General features: G+C 72.9%; 16 protein-coding genes. 12 read left to right on the top strand and 4 right to left on the bottom strand.

What is annotated here, in order from left to right; translation table 11 throughout:
• Window positions 1-65 precede the first annotated feature (65 nt).
• The 4 genes from SRB5_RS09310 to SRB5_RS09325 all read left to right on the top strand — a co-directional run bounded on the left by SRB5_RS09310 (window position 66) and on the right by SRB5_RS09325 (window position 3,051).
• Complete coding sequence (locus SRB5_RS09310) at window positions 66-608, top strand: DUF5134 domain-containing protein (RefSeq protein ID WP_153451017.1); 543 nt, start codon at window positions 66-68, stop codon at window positions 606-608.
• Window positions 609-671: 63 nt separating this feature from the next.
• Complete coding sequence (locus tag SRB5_RS09315) at window positions 672-1,610, top strand: M56 family metallopeptidase (protein ID WP_153451018.1); 939 nt, start codon at window positions 672-674, stop codon at window positions 1,608-1,610.
• 33 nt (window positions 1,611-1,643) lie between these two features.
• Entirely contained in the window at window positions 1,644-2,339 is a 696-nt protein-coding gene (locus SRB5_RS09320) for a phosphatase PAP2 family protein (RefSeq protein ID WP_153451019.1), read from the top strand.
• 10 nt (window positions 2,340-2,349) lie between these two features.
• Window positions 2,350-3,051 (top strand): HAD family hydrolase, encoded by a 702-nt coding sequence (locus tag SRB5_RS09325; protein WP_153451020.1) that lies wholly within the window; start codon window positions 2,350-2,352, stop codon window positions 3,049-3,051.
• Here the strand turns inward: SRB5_RS09325 and SRB5_RS09330 are convergent.
• The gene (locus SRB5_RS09330; protein ID WP_153451021.1) at window positions 3,048-3,791 is read right to left on the bottom strand and encodes a nucleotidyltransferase domain-containing protein; all 744 of its coding nucleotides are present in this window, start codon (window positions 3,789-3,791) and stop codon (window positions 3,048-3,050) included. The two genes, SRB5_RS09325 and SRB5_RS09330, sit on opposite strands and share 4 nt — an antisense overlap.
• 505 nt (window positions 3,792-4,296) lie before the next feature.
• Between SRB5_RS09330 and SRB5_RS09335 the strand changes: the two genes are divergently transcribed.
• Window positions 4,297-4,722 (top strand): hypothetical protein, encoded by a 426-nt coding sequence (locus tag SRB5_RS09335; protein WP_153451022.1) that lies wholly within the window; start codon window positions 4,297-4,299, stop codon window positions 4,720-4,722.
• A 182-nt stretch (window positions 4,723-4,904) separates the two neighbouring features.
• Entirely contained in the window at window positions 4,905-5,543 is a 639-nt protein-coding gene (locus tag SRB5_RS09340; RefSeq protein ID WP_153451023.1) for a TetR/AcrR family transcriptional regulator, read from the top strand.
• Here SRB5_RS09340 and SRB5_RS09345 read toward each other — a convergent pair.
• On the bottom strand, window positions 5,534-7,006 hold the full coding sequence (locus SRB5_RS09345; protein WP_323377379.1) for an LVIVD repeat-containing protein: 1,473 nt from the start codon (window positions 7,004-7,006) through the stop codon (window positions 5,534-5,536). The two genes, SRB5_RS09340 and SRB5_RS09345, sit on opposite strands and share 10 nt — an antisense overlap.
• Window positions 7,007-7,177: 171 nt before the next feature.
• Between SRB5_RS09345 and SRB5_RS09350 the strand changes: the two genes are divergently transcribed.
• The 5 genes from SRB5_RS09350 (at window position 7,178) to SRB5_RS09370 (ending at window position 11,781) form a co-directional block, all read left to right on the top strand.
• Window positions 7,178-7,825 (top strand): DUF305 domain-containing protein, encoded by a 648-nt coding sequence (locus SRB5_RS09350; RefSeq protein ID WP_323377381.1) that lies wholly within the window; start codon window positions 7,178-7,180, stop codon window positions 7,823-7,825.
• A gap of 114 nt (window positions 7,826-7,939) precedes the next feature.
• Window positions 7,940-9,028 carry a WD40/YVTN/BNR-like repeat-containing protein gene (locus SRB5_RS09355; RefSeq protein WP_153451024.1) on the top strand — a complete coding sequence of 363 codons (1,089 nt, stop codon included), beginning with the start codon at window positions 7,940-7,942 and terminating at the stop codon, window positions 9,026-9,028.
• A 31-nt stretch (window positions 9,029-9,059) separates the two neighbouring features.
• A complete protein-coding gene (locus SRB5_RS09360) occupies window positions 9,060-9,734 on the top strand; it encodes a uracil-DNA glycosylase (RefSeq protein WP_153451025.1) in 675 nt (224 codons plus the stop codon).
• Between the two features lie 44 nt (window positions 9,735-9,778).
• Window positions 9,779-10,753: an N-acetylglucosamine kinase gene (locus SRB5_RS09365; protein ID WP_153451026.1), complete on the top strand. Its 975-nt coding sequence runs from the start codon at window positions 9,779-9,781 to the stop codon at window positions 10,751-10,753.
• A 110-nt stretch (window positions 10,754-10,863) separates the two neighbouring features.
• Window positions 10,864-11,781, top strand: a complete 918-nt coding sequence (locus SRB5_RS09370) for a sirohydrochlorin chelatase (RefSeq protein ID WP_153451027.1) — start codon at window positions 10,864-10,866, stop codon at window positions 11,779-11,781.
• A 71-nt stretch (window positions 11,782-11,852) separates the two neighbouring features.
• Here SRB5_RS09370 and SRB5_RS09375 read toward each other — a convergent pair whose 3' ends face one another.
• Both SRB5_RS09375 and SRB5_RS09380 read right to left on the bottom strand, forming a co-directional pair.
• Window positions 11,853-12,881: a lactonase family protein gene (locus SRB5_RS09375; protein ID WP_153451028.1), complete on the bottom strand. Its 1,029-nt coding sequence runs from the start codon at window positions 12,879-12,881 to the stop codon at window positions 11,853-11,855.
• 110 nt (window positions 12,882-12,991) lie between these two features.
• Window positions 12,992-13,957, bottom strand: a complete 966-nt coding sequence (locus SRB5_RS09380) for an aldo/keto reductase (RefSeq protein WP_323377382.1) — start codon at window positions 13,955-13,957, stop codon at window positions 12,992-12,994.
• A 277-nt stretch (window positions 13,958-14,234) separates the two neighbouring features.
• On the opposite strand from SRB5_RS09380, the gene SRB5_RS09385 reads away from it, so the two are divergent.
• Window positions 14,235-15,641, top strand: coding sequence for a family 2B encapsulin nanocompartment shell protein (locus tag SRB5_RS09385; protein ID WP_153451029.1), 1,407 nt, complete (start codon window positions 14,235-14,237; stop codon window positions 15,639-15,641).
• Window positions 15,642-15,647 lie beyond the last annotated feature (6 nt).

Consider the following 15,647-nt stretch of genomic DNA (forward strand, 5'->3'; position numbering starts at 1 on the left):
CCCCCGTACGGGGGAAAATGTCGGGAAGTGTCCCTGTCGGGGGGCTTCACGTCAGGGGGGCGTTCATGCACGGATCACCGCTGACCGGCTGGCTGCTGGTCGTGCTGTGCGCGGCCGTCGGCGCGTACTGTCTGCGGCGGACGGCGTGCGCGCCGCCCGGGCGGCGGCGGGCGGCCGGCCAGGACGCGCTGATGGGGATCGGGATGGCCGCCATGGCGGTCCCCGGGTCCGCCCTCGCGCCCCGGCCGTGGACGACCGCCGTGTTCGTGGTGGTGTTCGTCCTCGCCGCCGTCCGCGCGGTCTTCCCCCTGCGGCACGCCGGCACGCATCCGCATCATGTGGTGGGGGCGCTGGCGATGGTCTACATGGCGCTCGCGATGCAGGCGGCCGGTCCGCACGGCGGGCACACGGGGGCGGGGCTGCCGCTGGTGACGGGCGGGCTGCTCGCGTACTTCCTGGTGTACTCGCTGCGCTCCGGCGTCCGGCTGGTGGCCACCGGCGCCGGGACGGCCGTCGCCGGGGGCGGGGAGGGCGGCCGGGGGGAGCTGGTCGCGGGGTGCCGGGTGGCGATGGGGATAGGGATGTTCGCCATGCTGCTCGGCATGTGAGTCCTGCGTCACTTCGCCCTCGTGCCCGTGTCCGCGGGCCGGGCGGTTCCTTAGGCTGATCACATGCTGATTCCGTTCGCGTTGCTGGTGCTGGCCGGTGCCGCGGCGGCCCTCGGTCCCCGGCTGCTGCGCCGCGCCGCGTGGCCCGACCGCGAGCCGGTGGTCGCGCTGTGGGTGTGGCAGTGCGTGGTCGCGGCGGTGCTGCTGAGCTGTGTGCTGGCCATGACGCTGAGCGCGGCGACCGCCTGGCACGACGTCCACCGGTCGGTCTTCGCCTCCGCGCCCGGCGACGTGATCGCGGTCTACGCGTACGGCAGCGGCGGACGCTGGGCGGGGCTGCTGGCGGCGGCACTCGCCCTGGGCGGCGCCTGGACGGGGGTCATGTTCGGCCGGGAGCTGTTCACCGCCCGCCGGCAGCGCCGCCGGCAGCGCGCCGAACTGCGGGTGCGCGCCCCGCGGCTGCCCGGCGAGGAGCCGGACGACGGTCCGCTGGTGGTCCTGGAGGGCGAACGTCCCTCGGCGTCGTGGCTGCCCGGCGGGCACACACCGCGGCTGGTCATCACCACCGGTGCGCTGCGCCGGCTGAAGAAGCGCCAGCTGGACGCCGTACTGGCGCACGAGCAGGGGCACTCCCGGGCGCGTCACCACTGGCTGGTGTACTGCGCCGGGGCGCTGGCCTCGGGCTTCCCGGGCGTGCCGGTGTTCGCGGGGTTCCGCGACGAGGTGCACCGGCTGTGCGAGCTGGCCGCGGACGACGTCGCGTCGCGGCGGTTCGGACGGCTGACGATCGCCACCGCGCTGGTCGAGCTGAACGAGGAGCGCGGGGTCTTCGGCCCGCACCAGCCGCCGCTCGCCGAGGTGCCGGCGCGTGTCGACCGGCTGCTCGCCCAGCAGCCGCGGCTGCCGTGGCAGCGCCGGCTGCGGGTGACGGCGTACGCGGCGCTGGTGCCGGTGGTGCCGCTGCTGGTGACGTTCGTGCCGGGGCTGAGCGCGCTGGCGTAGCGCCCCGGGGCCGGTGTGGGCCAGGATCGGCCCATGCGCACACCGACGACCCTGAACTCCCCCGCCACCGCCCCCGTACGGCAGAACCGGCTGCTGCTCGCCGTGCTCTTCTGCTGCTTCGTGCTGCTGCTGGCGCTGGTGGCGCTGGACTGGGGGCCGCTGGACTCCGCCGACGCCTCCGTCGACGACGCGCTGCACGAGTCGGCGGTGTCCTCCCCGGGCGCGACGCACACAATGCGGGTGCTCACCGACTGGGTGTGGGACCCGTGGACCATGCGCGCCGTCCTTTTCGTCGCCGCCGGGTGGCTGGTGTGGCGGGGCGAGCGGCCGGCAGCACTGTGGGTGGCGGCGACCGGGCTGGCCGGGGTCGGGCTGCAGCAGGGCGTGAAGGCGGCTGTCGGGCGGGAGCGGCCCGTGTGGCCGGATCCGGTCGACCATGCCTCGTACGCCGCGTTCCCGTCGGGGCACGCGATGAGCACGGCCGTGACGTGCGGGCTGGTGCTCTGGCTGCTGCGGCGGTCCGGGGCGGGGCCGCTGACGTGGCGGATCGCGGTGGGGGTGGCGGTGGTGTCCGTGGTGGGGGTGGGGTTCACGCGGGTGTATCTGGGGGTGCACTGGCCGAGCGACGTGGTGGGCGGCTGGCTGCTGGGGGCGGTGCTCGTGGGCGGGTCCGTCGTGGCGTTCGATTCGTACGAGGGCTCCTTGCGGGGCCGGGAGAGCCGCGCCTAAGGTCGCGATCATGGCGATCAACGGTGTGCTCTTCGACGCGTCCGGGACCCTGCTGCGGGTCGAACCCGCCCGTGCCCGGCTGCGCGCGGTGCTCGACGAGCGCGGGATCGCCGCCTCCGACGAGGAGGTACGGGTCTGGGGCGACCGGCTGGACGCCGCCGGGGCCGTGCCCGGGGGTACGCCGCCGCGGGAGGTGCCGGAGCGGCTGACGCCCGTGTGGCGGGCCAGGGACGACAGCGAGGCGGGGCACCGGGCGGCGTTCACCGCGCTGGCGCGGGAGGTGGACCTGCCGTGGCCGGGGCTGTACGACGCCCTGTACGACCGGACGTTCCGCCCCGCGGCCTGGCGGCTCTACCCGGACGCGCTGGAGGTGCTCGCGGCGCTGCGTGACCGCGGGGTGCGCACGGCGGTCGTGAGCAACGTCGGCTGGGACTGGCGCCCGGTGTTCACGGGGCTGGGGCTGGATCCGTACCTCGACGCGCACGTCTTCTCGTACGAGGTGGGGCTGGTGAAGCCCGATCCGCGGATCTTCCGGCTGGCCTGCGAGAGGCTGGGGCTGGCGCCCGGGGAGGTGCTGATGGTCGGCGACGAGCGGGCCAGGGACGGCGGGGCCGTCGCGGTGGGCTGCCGGTATCTGCCTGTCGACCATCTGCCGGTGACGGAGCGCCCGGACGCGCTGCGGGCGGTGCTGCCGCTCGTGGCGGCGGTCTAGCCGGCGAGGACCTTCGGGGTCGTTTCGCGGATGAACGTACGGGCCAGCCCGGCCCGGCGCAGGCGCCATACGGGGCCGCCGCGCGGCGCGGGTTCGCCGTAGCGGCGGGCGCGGATGTCCTCGACCAGCGCCGGGGGCGCGCCCAGCTTCGTCAGGACGGTGAGCGCGGCGCCCTTGGTGATCAGGCGGCCGTCCGTGAGCGTGACGGAGGCGCGGGCGAGGACGAGCGGGCCGTAGTCGATCCACATGTCCCGCAGCCAGGGCCGCCACTTGGCCGCGACAGGCAGCAGGAAGTCCCGCAGATCCGCCCGGATGTAGTCGGCGAGGGCGGCGTCGCTCACCTCCGGCACGATGCCGTCCGGGCCCGGGCCGGACAGCGCGCGCCCGCCGGCCAGCAGCTCGCGCCGCCAGACGAGGCTCATCGCCTTGGGCCGCAGACCGTCGTACGACCAGTTGAGATGCTCGCGGGAGACGTCCTCCCAGGCGTCGCGCACCACGTAGTTGCAGTGCAGCTGCCGCGCCAGCGGAATCTCCCGCTGCAGCCCGCGGTGCAGGGCGGTCACGGCGTCCCGCTGCTGCCGCGACAGCGGCTCGCGCAGGACGGCGACGGCGTCGATGTCGCTGACGCCCTCCCGGTAGTCCCCGAGGGCGAGCGAGCCGTGCAGCCAGAGCGCGTCGACGGCGACGATGCCCGTCAGGTCCGAGAGGAAGCGCTCCAGCAAGACATCTGTATCACCCATGGACGCACATTAACCCGCCCCCGGCCGCACGGGCGAGGTCTGGCAAGGCCCCGCGACGGGGGAACACGGGGCCTCGTCCTGTCGAACGTGTGGGCCAGGGACGTTGTTCCCGGGACCCGCGGGAACAACGGGGTGGAACCGGCGGGGTCCGGGCGGTCCCCCGCGCCGCCCGGACCCCGCCGAGTACTGGGGGAACCGGACGGCACTCCGGTCCCCGCAAGGCTCGAAAGTATACTGGCCGTGAGCCAGTCGTAACGGCATTTCCGACCTGCTGCAATGCGACTACCAGCGATTTCTTCGGCGCATCAGGCCGGTTCAGGCCACTTTTCCCCCGATCCGCCCCGCATACGCTCCCACAGGAACGCCGTTGGGAGCACTCGGGGCACCCCTGGCTCAAGATCAATCTTTTCGCTAGCATCCGTTCGTTCCCCATTCACCTGCGGCACGCGGCCGTTGCTTTCGCCTGCCGCCGTGGTGACACCGCCGACCGGAGGACTACACCAGGATGAAGAAGCACTCCAAGCTCATGGGCGCCGCCGCCGCAGGCATGCTGGCGGTCCTCGCGGTGGCCTCCCCCGCCTCCGCCTCCACGTACACCGTCACCTACACCGGTCAGCACGCCGGCGACCTGTGCACCGATGAGCCGAACTACTGCGACGGGTCGGCGTCGTTCGTCCATGACGGCGACCATCTGCTCGTCTGGGACAACAACGAGGACGGCAAGTCGGCGATGGTCATGTACTACCGGTCCGACAACAGCGGAGAACTGGTCATGGACTGGAACCACTACGGAGTGGGAACCAGGCTCGACATCAACATGAACCTTCCGGAGTCGGGCTGGGTCGAATACCGGGTCTGCCTCGGTGATTACGGCCCCAGAACGTACAACATGAACGGGTGTTCGGGTTGGCTCCACGAGAGCGCCGCCTGACCCGTCCGCCCGCCGGCCACGGCGAGCACCGGCTGCCGGCCCCCGGGACCGGCAGCCGGTCGCGGCCGGGCTCCCGCCACCGGGAGTCGATCTGCGCCGGATCAGAAATCGAGGCAGGTCATACCCGGCGTCCACCGACAGGTGCGATACTGGCCGCCAGCCAGTCAACGCAGGAGACAAACATGTCCCCCCGCAGCCCCTCGGTCAACGAAGAGTTGCGACGCCGTTCCCGGGAGCGACTGCTCCAGGCCACCGTCGAGCTCGTGGCCGAGCATGGGTACGAAGCGACGACCCTGGGCGACATCGCCGACCGTGCCGGTTCCGCGCGCGGGCTGATCTCGTACTACTTCCCCGGGAAACGCCAGCTGGTCCAGTCGGCCGTGCACCGGCTGATGCACCGCAGTCTGGCCGCCGCCATGGAGCGCGAGCCGCGGGCCGCCGACGGCGGGGAGGTGCTGGCCCGGGCCATCGACGCGATCCTGGGACTGGCGCTCGACCAGCGGATGCTGATGCGCCAGCACATGGCGGGGATTCTGCAGTCCGACGGATTCATCCGGTGCGAGGAACAGCAGGTGCTCGAGCGGCTGCTGCGCGCCGCCGTCGTGGCCCACGGCTCACCCGACCCGGACGCCGACTACCCCATGCTGCGGGCCCAGCTGATGGGCGCCGTGTTCGCCCTGCTGCTGCCCGGCGCCCCGATGCCGTACGCCCGGCTGCGCGCGGAGCTCTTCGACCGCTACGGGCTGGACCGGGAAAGCGGTTCCCCGCCCCCGGGCGGGGCCGGGGACGGGGAACCGGTGGTGCGGGGCGATCAGCGGTAGTCGGGCTGCGTCTGGGTGTTGAGCTCGTCCAGATGCACGGACTTCGCGCTGTTCGTACGCGAGTCGTTGAGCTTCAGTACGTCGAAGCCCTTCGCGATGTCGTTCGAGTAGATGTAGCCGTTGTAGTAGTACGCGCTCCACGAACCGCCGATGACCAGCTCGGTGTCCGACAGCGGACCGCGCTCGAAGAAGGCGATCTCCTCGGGGTGGGCCGAGTCGGTGAAGTCCCAGACGGACACACCGCCCTGGTACCAGGCCTGGACCATGATGTCGCGGCCGTCGGCCACCGGGATCAGCGAGCCGTTGTGGGCCACGCAGTTCTCGGTGTCGGCCTGGTAGCGGTCGATCTTGTAGTAGCTCCTGAAGACCAGCTTGCGGTCCTTGCCCTTGCCCGTGAGGTCGTAGATGCCGTCGGCACCGCGGGTCGAGCCGGTCTCCGCGTTGCAGGTCGCGGCGCCGCCGCCGCCGAGCTCGTCGGTGAAGACGACCTTGGTGCCGCGCTCGTTGAACGTCGCCGAGTGCCAGAACGCGAAGTTCACGTTGTCCTGGACGCGGTCGATCACCGTGGGCTGCCCGGGGTCGCTGATGTCCATCAGGATGCCGTCACCCATGCACGCGCCAGCGGCGAGGTCGAGCTTCTGGAACACGGTGATGTCGTGGCAGCCGGTCGTCTGCGAGACACCGCCGCCGCCCGCGTTGCCGCCGTCGGGGAAGAGCACGGGGAAGTTCACCACGGCCGCGGTCTCGGGCGCGTCGCGCGGCACCTTGATGACGGAGATCCCGTCGTGCGGCGGCTGGCAGTCCGGGAACGTCGCCCGCGGGGAGTAGGAGGAGACGTAGATGAAGACGTCGTCGCGCTCGGGCACCAGCGTGTGGGTGTGCGAGCCGCAGGCGGTCTCGACGGCCGCCACGTAGCGCGGCATCGTCTTGTCGCTGATGTCGAAGATCTTCATGCCCTCCCAGGCGTCCTTCTCCGTGGCGGGCAGCGTCGTGCTGCTGCACGAGTCGTCGCTGCGCGAGGAGTCGGTCGACAGGAACAGGAGGTCACCGGAGACGGTGATGTCGTTCTGCGAGCCGGAGCAGAGCACCTCCGACACGATCCTCGGCTTCGCCGGCTTGCTGATGTCGTAGACCGTGAAGCCCTCGTAGTTGCCCGCGAAGGCGTAGTCGCCCTGGAAGGCGAGGTCGGAGTTGATGCCGACGATGTTCTTCTGCGGGATGTGCGCGACGTGCTCGATGTTGGCACTGTGCGCGATCTCGTCGACGCCGGGGATCGCGCCCGCCGTGATCGCGGCCTTCGCTTCGGCCTGCTCGGACGTGCTCGGCTGATCGGCCTTCGGCGCCCCCGGGTCCGGGACGGCTGCCGCGGGGCCGGCGACGAACAGTGAGGCGACCAGTCCGATCGCCCCGGCTGCCGCGCCGAGGTATCTGCGCCGCACGTGGGGTATGTGCAACGACGTCACGTTGTCCTCCCTTGTCTCCAGCTGCAGTTGAGCGGAGTAGCTCTTGAAGTATTTCGTCTTTCAAGCACAACTCAAGGGGTAGAACGCCTCGTTGATGAAAGATCGCGATCGATTCAGGCCAGTTTCGTGCTACGAACGTCATATCTGATCAGCTCTCCTCGGGAGGATCCTGTGTCGTACCTCCGTCCGCTCGCCGCCCTCGCGGCGGTGGTCGCCCTCGCCCTGACCGGATGCACGGGCGGCTCCGGTGACTCCGGTGGCTCCGGTGACGGCAAGGCGGACGGGCCCGCCGTGCTCCAGCCGGGCAGGCCCGGCGAGGACAACAAGTCCCTGACGCCCGAGGAGGCCAGGGCGGCCCAGCACAACGACACGCCCAACGCGGCCGATTACCTGTACGTGCGGATGATGATCCAGCACCACCGGCAGGCGCTGGTGATGACGGACCTCGCCGCCGAGCACACCCCCGGCGACAAGGTCGGCACGCTCGCCTCGCGGATCGCCGCCGCGCAGAAGCCGGAGATCCGGGCCATGGAGGACTGGCTGAAGCAGAACGACGGCGAGCACCACGGCGGCGGGCACAGCGGGCACGGCGCGATGCCCGGGATGGCCACGGCCGCCCAGCTGGACGAGCTGCGCGGCGCGCGGGGGGAGGCGTTCGACGACCTCTTCCTGAAGCTGATGATCAGGCATCACGAGGGGGCGATCACCATGGCCACCGACGTGCTGAGCGAGGGCAACAACGTGCTGGTCGGGGAGATGGCCAACGACGTGGTGGCGACCCAGACCGTGGAGATCTCGCGCATGCGCACCTTGCGGTGACACCACCGGGCCGCGCGGGGTGACCTGGGGTTTTGTCCCGCCTCGGGAGCGATGTCAGTGGCCGGGTGCAGGATGTCGGACACGTGGACGACGACGTCTCGGAGGTGGATCACCATGTCTGACGTGCTGCTCGCGGCAGGCACACGCAAGGGGCTGTTCCTCGGCCGGCGCAAGGGCGGCGGCTGGGAGTTCGACGGCCCGCACTTCAACGCGCAGGCGGTGTACTCCGTCGCCATCGACACCCGCGGCGGCTCGCCGCGGCTGCTGGTCGGCGGCGACAGCTCGCACTGGGGGCCGTCGGTGTTCTGGTCCGACGACCTGGGGGCGAGCTGGCAGGAGCCGGCCGAGCCCGCGGTCAAGTACCCGCAGGACACGGGCACCTCGCTGGAGCGGGTCTGGCAGCTGCATCCGGCGGGCCCGGCCGCCCCGGGGGTGGTGTACGCCGGTACGGAGCCGGGCGGGCTGTTCCGGTCCGAGGACCGCGGGGAGAGCTTCGAGCTCGTCCGGCCGCTGTGGGAGCACCCCACGCGGGAGCAGTGGGTGCCCGGCGGCGGCGGGCTCGCCGTGCACACCGTGGTGACGCATCCGCGCGACGCCGCGGCGGTCACCGTCGCCGTGTCGACGGCCGGGGTGTTCCGCACGCTGGACGGCGGGGAGAGCTGGGCGCCGTCCAACTCCGGGGTGCAGGCGGTGTTCCTGCCGGAGGGCAGCCAGTACCCGGAGTTCGGCCAGTGCGTGCACAAGGTGTCGCAGGACGCGGCGAACCCGGACCGGCTCTATCTGCAGAACCACTGGGGGGTGTACCGCAGCGACGACGCCGGGGCCAAGTGGACCGACATCGGCGCCGGGCTGCCGTCGACCTTCGGCTTCGCGGTGGCCGCGCACCCCCATCGGGGGGACAGCGCCTACGTGTTCCCCATCGAGGCCGACTCCGACCGGGTGCCCGCCGGACGGCGCTGCCGGGTCTACCGGACGGCGGACGCGGGGGGCTCTTGGGAGGCGCTGAGCGCGGGGCTGCCGGCGGAGGACCACTACGGCACGGTGCTGCGTGACGCGCTGTGCGTGGACGACGCGGACCCGGCGGGGGTGTACTTCGGCAACCGCAACGGGGAGTTGTTCGCCAGCGCCGACGACGGCGACAGCTGGCGGCAGCTGGCCGCGCATCTGCCGGACGTGCTGTGCGTACGGGCCGCCGTGATCTGATCTGTCGGTGGGAGCCGTTAGGGTCTCGGGCATGTCAAGACCACTGCATGAAATCGTCGAGCCGGGCTGGGCCAAGGCTCTCGAGCCCGTCGCGGGACGCATCGCGGCCATGGGCGACTTCCTCCGCGCGGAGATCGCCGCGGGTCGTACGTATCTGCCGGCGGGCCCCCACGTGCTGCGCGCGTTCCAGCAGCCCTTCGACGACGTACGGGTCCTGATCGTGGGCCAGGACCCGTACCACACCCCCGGGATGCCCATCGGTCTCAGCTTCGCCGTCGCGCCGGACGTGCGCCGGCTCCCCCCGAGCCTGGAGAACATCTTCCGGGAGCTGAACACCGACCTGGGGCTGCCGCGGCCGTCCAACGGCGACCTCACGCCGTGGACGGAGCAGGGGGTGCTGCTGCTCAACAGGGCGCTCACCGTGCAGCCGGGCAAGGCCAACGCGCATCAGGGCAAGGGCTGGGAGGAGGTCACCGACCAGGCGATCAAGGCCCTGGCCGCGCGGGGCAAGCCGCTGGTGTCCATCCTCTGGGGGCGCAACGCCCGTAATCTGCGGCCGCTGCTGGGGGCGCTGCCGGCGATCGAGTCGCCGCACCCGTCGCCGTTCTCGGCGGACAGCGGGTTCTTCGGCTCGCGCCCGTTCAGCCGCGCCAACGCGCTGCTGGCGGAGCAGGGGGTCGGGGAGGTGGACTGGCGGCTGCCGTAGCGGCGGCTCCCGGGCGGGATCTTCGCGGGCGATAGCCTCGGCGCATGACTGATGATCGCGGGCGGTTCGTGCTCGGTGTCGATTCGGGCGGGTCCGGGGTACGGGTGGCCGTCGCCGCGGTGGACGGCGACGCGCCGCTCGCCACGCTGGCGGTGGCCGACCCCGCCGTCACGGGGGCTCGCGGCATCGACGCCGCGAGCCTGCTCGAGCGGATCGTCCCCGCCGCCGGGAAGCTCCTCGGGGAGGCCGGCGCCGACCGGGTGGACACCGCGTGCGTCGGCGCCGCCGGGATGGCGACCCTCGGCGGCGAGCTGCGCGAGCGGCTCCCCGCCGCCCTCGCCGGCGCCTTCGGCGTGACCCGGCTGGCGCTGGCCGCCGACGCCGTCACCGCGTACGCCGGGGCCCTGGGCCAGCGCCGCGGCGCCGTGGTCGCGGCCGGCACCGGCATGATCGCCCTGGGCACCGCCCTGGACGCCCACGGCTGGCGCCGCGCGGACGGCTGGGGCCACCTGCTGGGCGACTGCGGCGGCGGGGCGTGGATCGGCCGTGCGGGCCTGGAGGCCGCCCTGCGGTGCCACGACGGCCGGGACGGCGGCTCCGCCCCCCTCCTGGCCCGGCTGGAGGCCGTCCTCGGCCCCGCCGCGGAGCTCCCCGGCAGGCTGTACCCGCGCGCCGACCGGCCCGCCGTCCTCGCCTCCTTCGCCCCCGAGGTCGCCGCCTGCGCCGCCGCGGACCCGGTGGCCGCAGGAATCCTGCGGGACGCGGCCGGGGAGATCGTCACGGCCGCGGCGGCCGTCTGCCCCGAGGACGGCACCATGTCCTTCACCGGCGGCCTGCTGAACATGGGCGCGCCCCTCCTCGGCCCCCTGGACGACGCCCTGCGCGCACGCCTCCCCCACGTGACGCGCCGCGACCCCGACGGCGACCCCCTCCTGGGCGCCGTCCGGATCGCCCGCGCGCTGGCCGGGGACGCCCTCCGGCTGCCGGTGCAGATGCACGGGCTCCTGCACATCGCGTAACGATCAAGAACGGAACGCAGTCGACCGGGGCAGGGAGAAACCGGGTCGGATCCGTTCGAGTTACCCCCGGCCATACAGTCTGTCCGCCGGACCCGTTAGCATGCGGCGCCATGAGCTCTGCCACTGGCCCCGCACACGGGCTGCCCCAACGAATGCCCCGTCCCCGGCAGCCGGGACGTCACCGCAAGCCGGAGCAGCTGGTCGCCCCCGAGGGGGCGCCGGCGCTCGTTCTCGCCGTCCCGGGCACTCCCGACGCCTCCGTGCGCGGCATCGCGGAGGAGGTCCTCAGCATCGCCCGCTCGGAGCTGCCCGGGCTGAACGCCTGGATCGGCTACGTGGACGCGGAGGCCGGACAGAGCGAGGAGTTCCCCTCGCTGGCCCAGGTGCTCGCCCAGGTCGCCGCCGACCGTGCCGCCCGCGCCGGCGGCGAGCAGCCCGACGGCCCCTCCGGGGTCGTGGTGCCGCTGCTCGCCGGTCCCGACGCGGCCGTGACCCGGCGGATCACCCAGGCCATCGCCGCCAGCAAGGCGGCCGTCGAGCTGACCGACGTGCTCGGCCCGCACCCGCTGCTGGCGGAGGGTGTGCACGTACGGCTGTCGGAGGCCGGTCTGTCGCGCGCCGACCGCGCCCGGCTGTTCACCGTGGCGACGGCCGCGGACGGCATCATCCTGGCCACCTCCGGCGGGGACGAGGCCGTGCAGTCGGCCGGTATCTCCGGCATGCTGCTCTCGGCCCGCCTCGCGGTGCCCGTGATGGCCGCCGCGCTGGACACCGTGGGGTCCGTGGCCCGCGTCGCGGAGCAGCTGCGGGGCGCGGGCGCGACCCAGCTGGCCCTGGCGCCGTATGTGGTCGGACCCGAGCTGCCCGAGGGCCTGCTGGCCGCCGCGGAGCGGGAGGCCGCCTGTACGGCCGCCCAGCCGCTCGGCGCGTATCCGGCGGTGGGCCGGCTGGTCCTGTCGCAGTACGCGGCCGTGCTGGGCATCCAGAGCCCGCAGCTGGCCCTGCAGACGCAGGCTCCGGTCCGGTGACCGGAGGCTTAGGCGGATACGGACAGGGCCCGCGGCGGTAGTCGCGGCGGGCCCTGTCGGCGTGCTCCGGATCAGGCGAAGACCACGCAGGACGCCGCCGGGACCGGGAGGGCGCCCGTCCTGAGCGGGACGCCCGTCGCCTCGTCGAGGGCGAAGCAGGTGACGTCGCCGGAGCGCTCGTTCGCCACGTACAGATGTGTCCCCTGCGGGTGGAGGGCCAGGTCGCGGGGCCAGTCGCCGCCGCACGGCACATTGGCCTCCAGGGTGAGCGCGCTCCCGGTGTCGTCCAGGGCCAGCACGCTGACGCTGTCGTGGCCGCGCAGCGCGGTGTACAGGAAGCGGCCGTCGGCGGCGGCCACGATCCCCGAGGCGTACGCGGGGCCCTCCGCGTCCTCGGGCAGCGCCCGGACCTCGTCCAGCGGCGTCAGTTCGCCGCGGTCCGCGTCCCAGGCGAGGACGGTGACCGTGGGGGCGAGCTCGTTGACCACGTACGCCCGGTGGCCGCGCGGGTGGAACGCCAGATGCCGCGGCCCCGAGCCCGCCCGCAGCGGGGTCTCCCCGTGGACGGCGGCCCCGTCGCCGGTGACGCGGCAGACCCGCACGGAGTCCGTGCCGAGGTCCACGCTCAGCAGCCATCTGCCCGTCGGGTCCGCGCCCACCCAGTGCGCGTGCGGGCCCTCCTGCCGGCCGGCGTCCGGCCCGCTCCCCTCGTGCCGCAGTACGGCGACGTCACCGGTGGGCAGGCCGTCGGCACCCAGGGACAGCGTGCTGACGCTGCCGGAGCCGTAGTTGGCGGTGACCAGGTGCCCGGCCGCCAGCGCGAGGTGGGTGGGATGCACGCCCGCCACGGGGACGGCCGGGCCCGCGGGCTCGACGCCCTCGTCCGTGAGCCGGAAGGCGGCCGCGGCGCCGGGGTCGGTCTCGGACACCGCGTAGAGCAGCCCGCGCACCGGGTCCACCGTGAGGAACGAGGGGTCGGCGACCGCGTCGGTGGCCTGCAGCGCGGTCAGCGCCCCCGTGCCGGGCCCGACGGCGGCGGTGACGACGCCCCGCCCGCCGGCGGAGGTGAAGGAGCCTATGTGGGCCCGCAGTCCGTGCATGTGGCAACAGTCCCTTCGCACCGTGGTGCGGCGACCCTACCGGAACCGATCACTCGCACCGACGATACGTCACCTGCCGGACACCCGCGCGGGCTCGCACGGGGCACCCCTCAGGCGTAGAAGTTCCGCTCCCACCGGTGCTTCGCCAGCGTCGCCAGCCGGCCGGCGTCCGGGAGCCGCCCGTCGCTCACGGCCGTGTTGCGCTCCACGTTGCGCACGGTGCGCATCCCGGGGATCACCGTGGAGACGGCGGGCGCGGCGAGGACGAAGCGCAGGGCCTCCTCCGCCAGCTCGTCCGGCGTGATGCCCAGATCGGCGGTGAGGGCGTCGACGTGCTCGACGACCTGCGCCCTGCGGTCCCCGCGGAAGTAACGGTTACGGAAGTCGCCCTCGGGGAACGTCGAGTCGGCGGTGATCCGCCCGGTGAGCCCGCCCTCGTCCAGCGCCACCCGGACGATGACGCCGACGCCGTGCTCCAGGCAGGCGGGGAACAGGGCGTCGGCCGGGGACTGGTCGAAGATGTTGTAGATCACCTGCACGGTGTCCACGGCACCGCTGCGCACCAGGGCGAGGGCGTTGGCGGGCTCGTGGTCGTTGATCGACACCCCGAACAGTCCGATCTTCCCCTCCTGCTTGAGGTCGGCGATCGTCTCCAGCCAGTCGCCGCGCCCCACGAACTCGTCGCTCCAGACGTGGAACTGCACGACGTCGAAGTGGTCCAGGCCGCTCGCCGCGAGGCTGGTCTCCAGGCTCTCGCGGATGTGCGAGCCGGGGAAGGCGTCCATCGGGTCGACCCCGGCCGGCATCGGCCACATCCGGTTCCTCGGCGGCACCTTGGTCGCCACCCGGATCCCGTCGCCGGCGCGCTCGCGGACGACGCGGCCGACGATCCGCTCGCTCTCGCCGTAACCGCGGGCGGTGTCGATGAAGTTCACCCCGAGGTCGACGGCGCGGTGCAGGGCGCGTACCGACTCGTCCTCCGAGGCGCCCACCCACATGCTCTCGCCGATGCCCCAGGCCCCGTAGCCGATCTCGGACACGGACATCCCGCTGCGTCCCAGTTCGCGGTAGCGCACGATCAGCCTCCAGTTCGCGTCGCCCCCGGCCGGTGCCGGGAGACACCCCCGACGATACGGCCCGGAAGATCACCCCAGGAAGCCCGGCCGTACCGGCAGTCGACATCCGTGGGATAAACGCCGCGGGGGCCAATAACACCGCATCGAGGTAACTACCCAGGTTTTACGGGGTGAGCCGGGCGCACCGGACGCTACGGTCCCCGAAGATCCGCTCGCCGTCGCGGGTCCGCCCCGTCCGCGTACGCCCGCCGCCATCCCACGAAGGAGTGCCCGTCCGATGACCACCGAGACCAGTCCGCAGCCGGACGCCACCGCGCCGTCCAGCCTGAGCACGGACGCCGCCCGCAATCTGGCCACCACGACCAAGACCGTCCCGCAGATGCAGGGGATCACCTCCCGCTGGCTGCTGCGCACGCTCCCGTGGGTCGAGGTCAAGGGCGGCACGTACCGGGTGAACCGCCGGCTGACCCATACCGTCGGCGACGGCCGGATCGAGTTCGTGCAGGACGGCGCCACCGTCCGGGTCGTCCCCCGCGAGCTGGGCGAACTGGCCCTGCTGCGCGGCTTCGACGATCTCGACGTGCTGACCGCGCTGGCCGACCGGTGCGTGCAGCGCGACTTCCGCGCCGGAGAGGTGCTGGCCGAGCGCGGCACCCCGGCCGGGCAGATCCATCTGATCGCGCACGGCCGGATCCACCGGACCACGGTCGGCAAGTACGACGACGAGGTGCGCGTCTCGGTCCTCGCCGACGGCGACCGCTTCGGTGAGGCGGCCCTGCTGGACGACGGCGCCGTCTGGGACCACACGGTCACCGCCGAGACGGCCGGCACCCTGCTGGTGCTGTCCCGGGCCGACTTCGCCGCCGTACTCGACGGGGCGCCGGACCTGCGGGCGCACGTCGAGCGGTTCCGGGCGCTCCCCGCCCAGCGGCAGAACAAGCACGGCGAGGCCGAGATCGCACTGTCGTCGGGGCACACCGGCGAGGTGGGGCTGGCGACGACCTTCGTCGACTACGCGCTCGCGCCGCGGGAGTACGAGCTCTCCGTCGCCCAGACCGTGCTGCGGGTCCACACCAGGGTCGCCGACCTCTACAACGGCCCGATGAACCAGACCGAGGAACAGCTCAGGCTCACCGTCGAGGCGCTTCGCGAGCGCCAGGAGCACGAGATGATCAACAACCGGGAGTTCGGGCTGCTCCACAACGTGGACTTCAAGCAGCGCCTCCAGCCCCACTCCGGTGCGCCCACCCCCGACGACCTCGACGAGCTGCTCTGCCGCCGCCGCGGGACCCGGGTCTTCCTCGCCCATCCCCGCACGATCGCGGCGATCGGCCGCGGGTTCAACGCGGCCGGGCTCTACCCCACCCACGTCGATCTCGGCGGACAGCAGGTGCCGGCCTGGCGCGGGGTGCCGATCCTGCCGTGCAACAAGATCCCGATCAGCCCGGAGGGGACCAGCTCGATCCTGGCGATGCGCACCGGCGAGGAGAACCAGGGCGTGGTCGGGCTGCGTCAGACCGGGCTGCCGGAGGAGTACGAGCCGGGGCTGTCGGTGCGGTTCATGGGCATCGACGAGCAGGCGATCATCTCGTACCTCGTCAGCACGTACTACTCCGCCGCCGTCCTGGTGCCCGACGCGCTCGGCGTGCTGGAGAACGTGCAGATCACCCGCCGCCGCGACTAGAACCCA

Source organism: Streptomyces smaragdinus (assembly GCF_009604385.1).
GTDB classification, from domain to species: Bacteria; Actinomycetota; Actinomycetes; order Streptomycetales; family Streptomycetaceae; genus Streptomyces; species Streptomyces smaragdinus.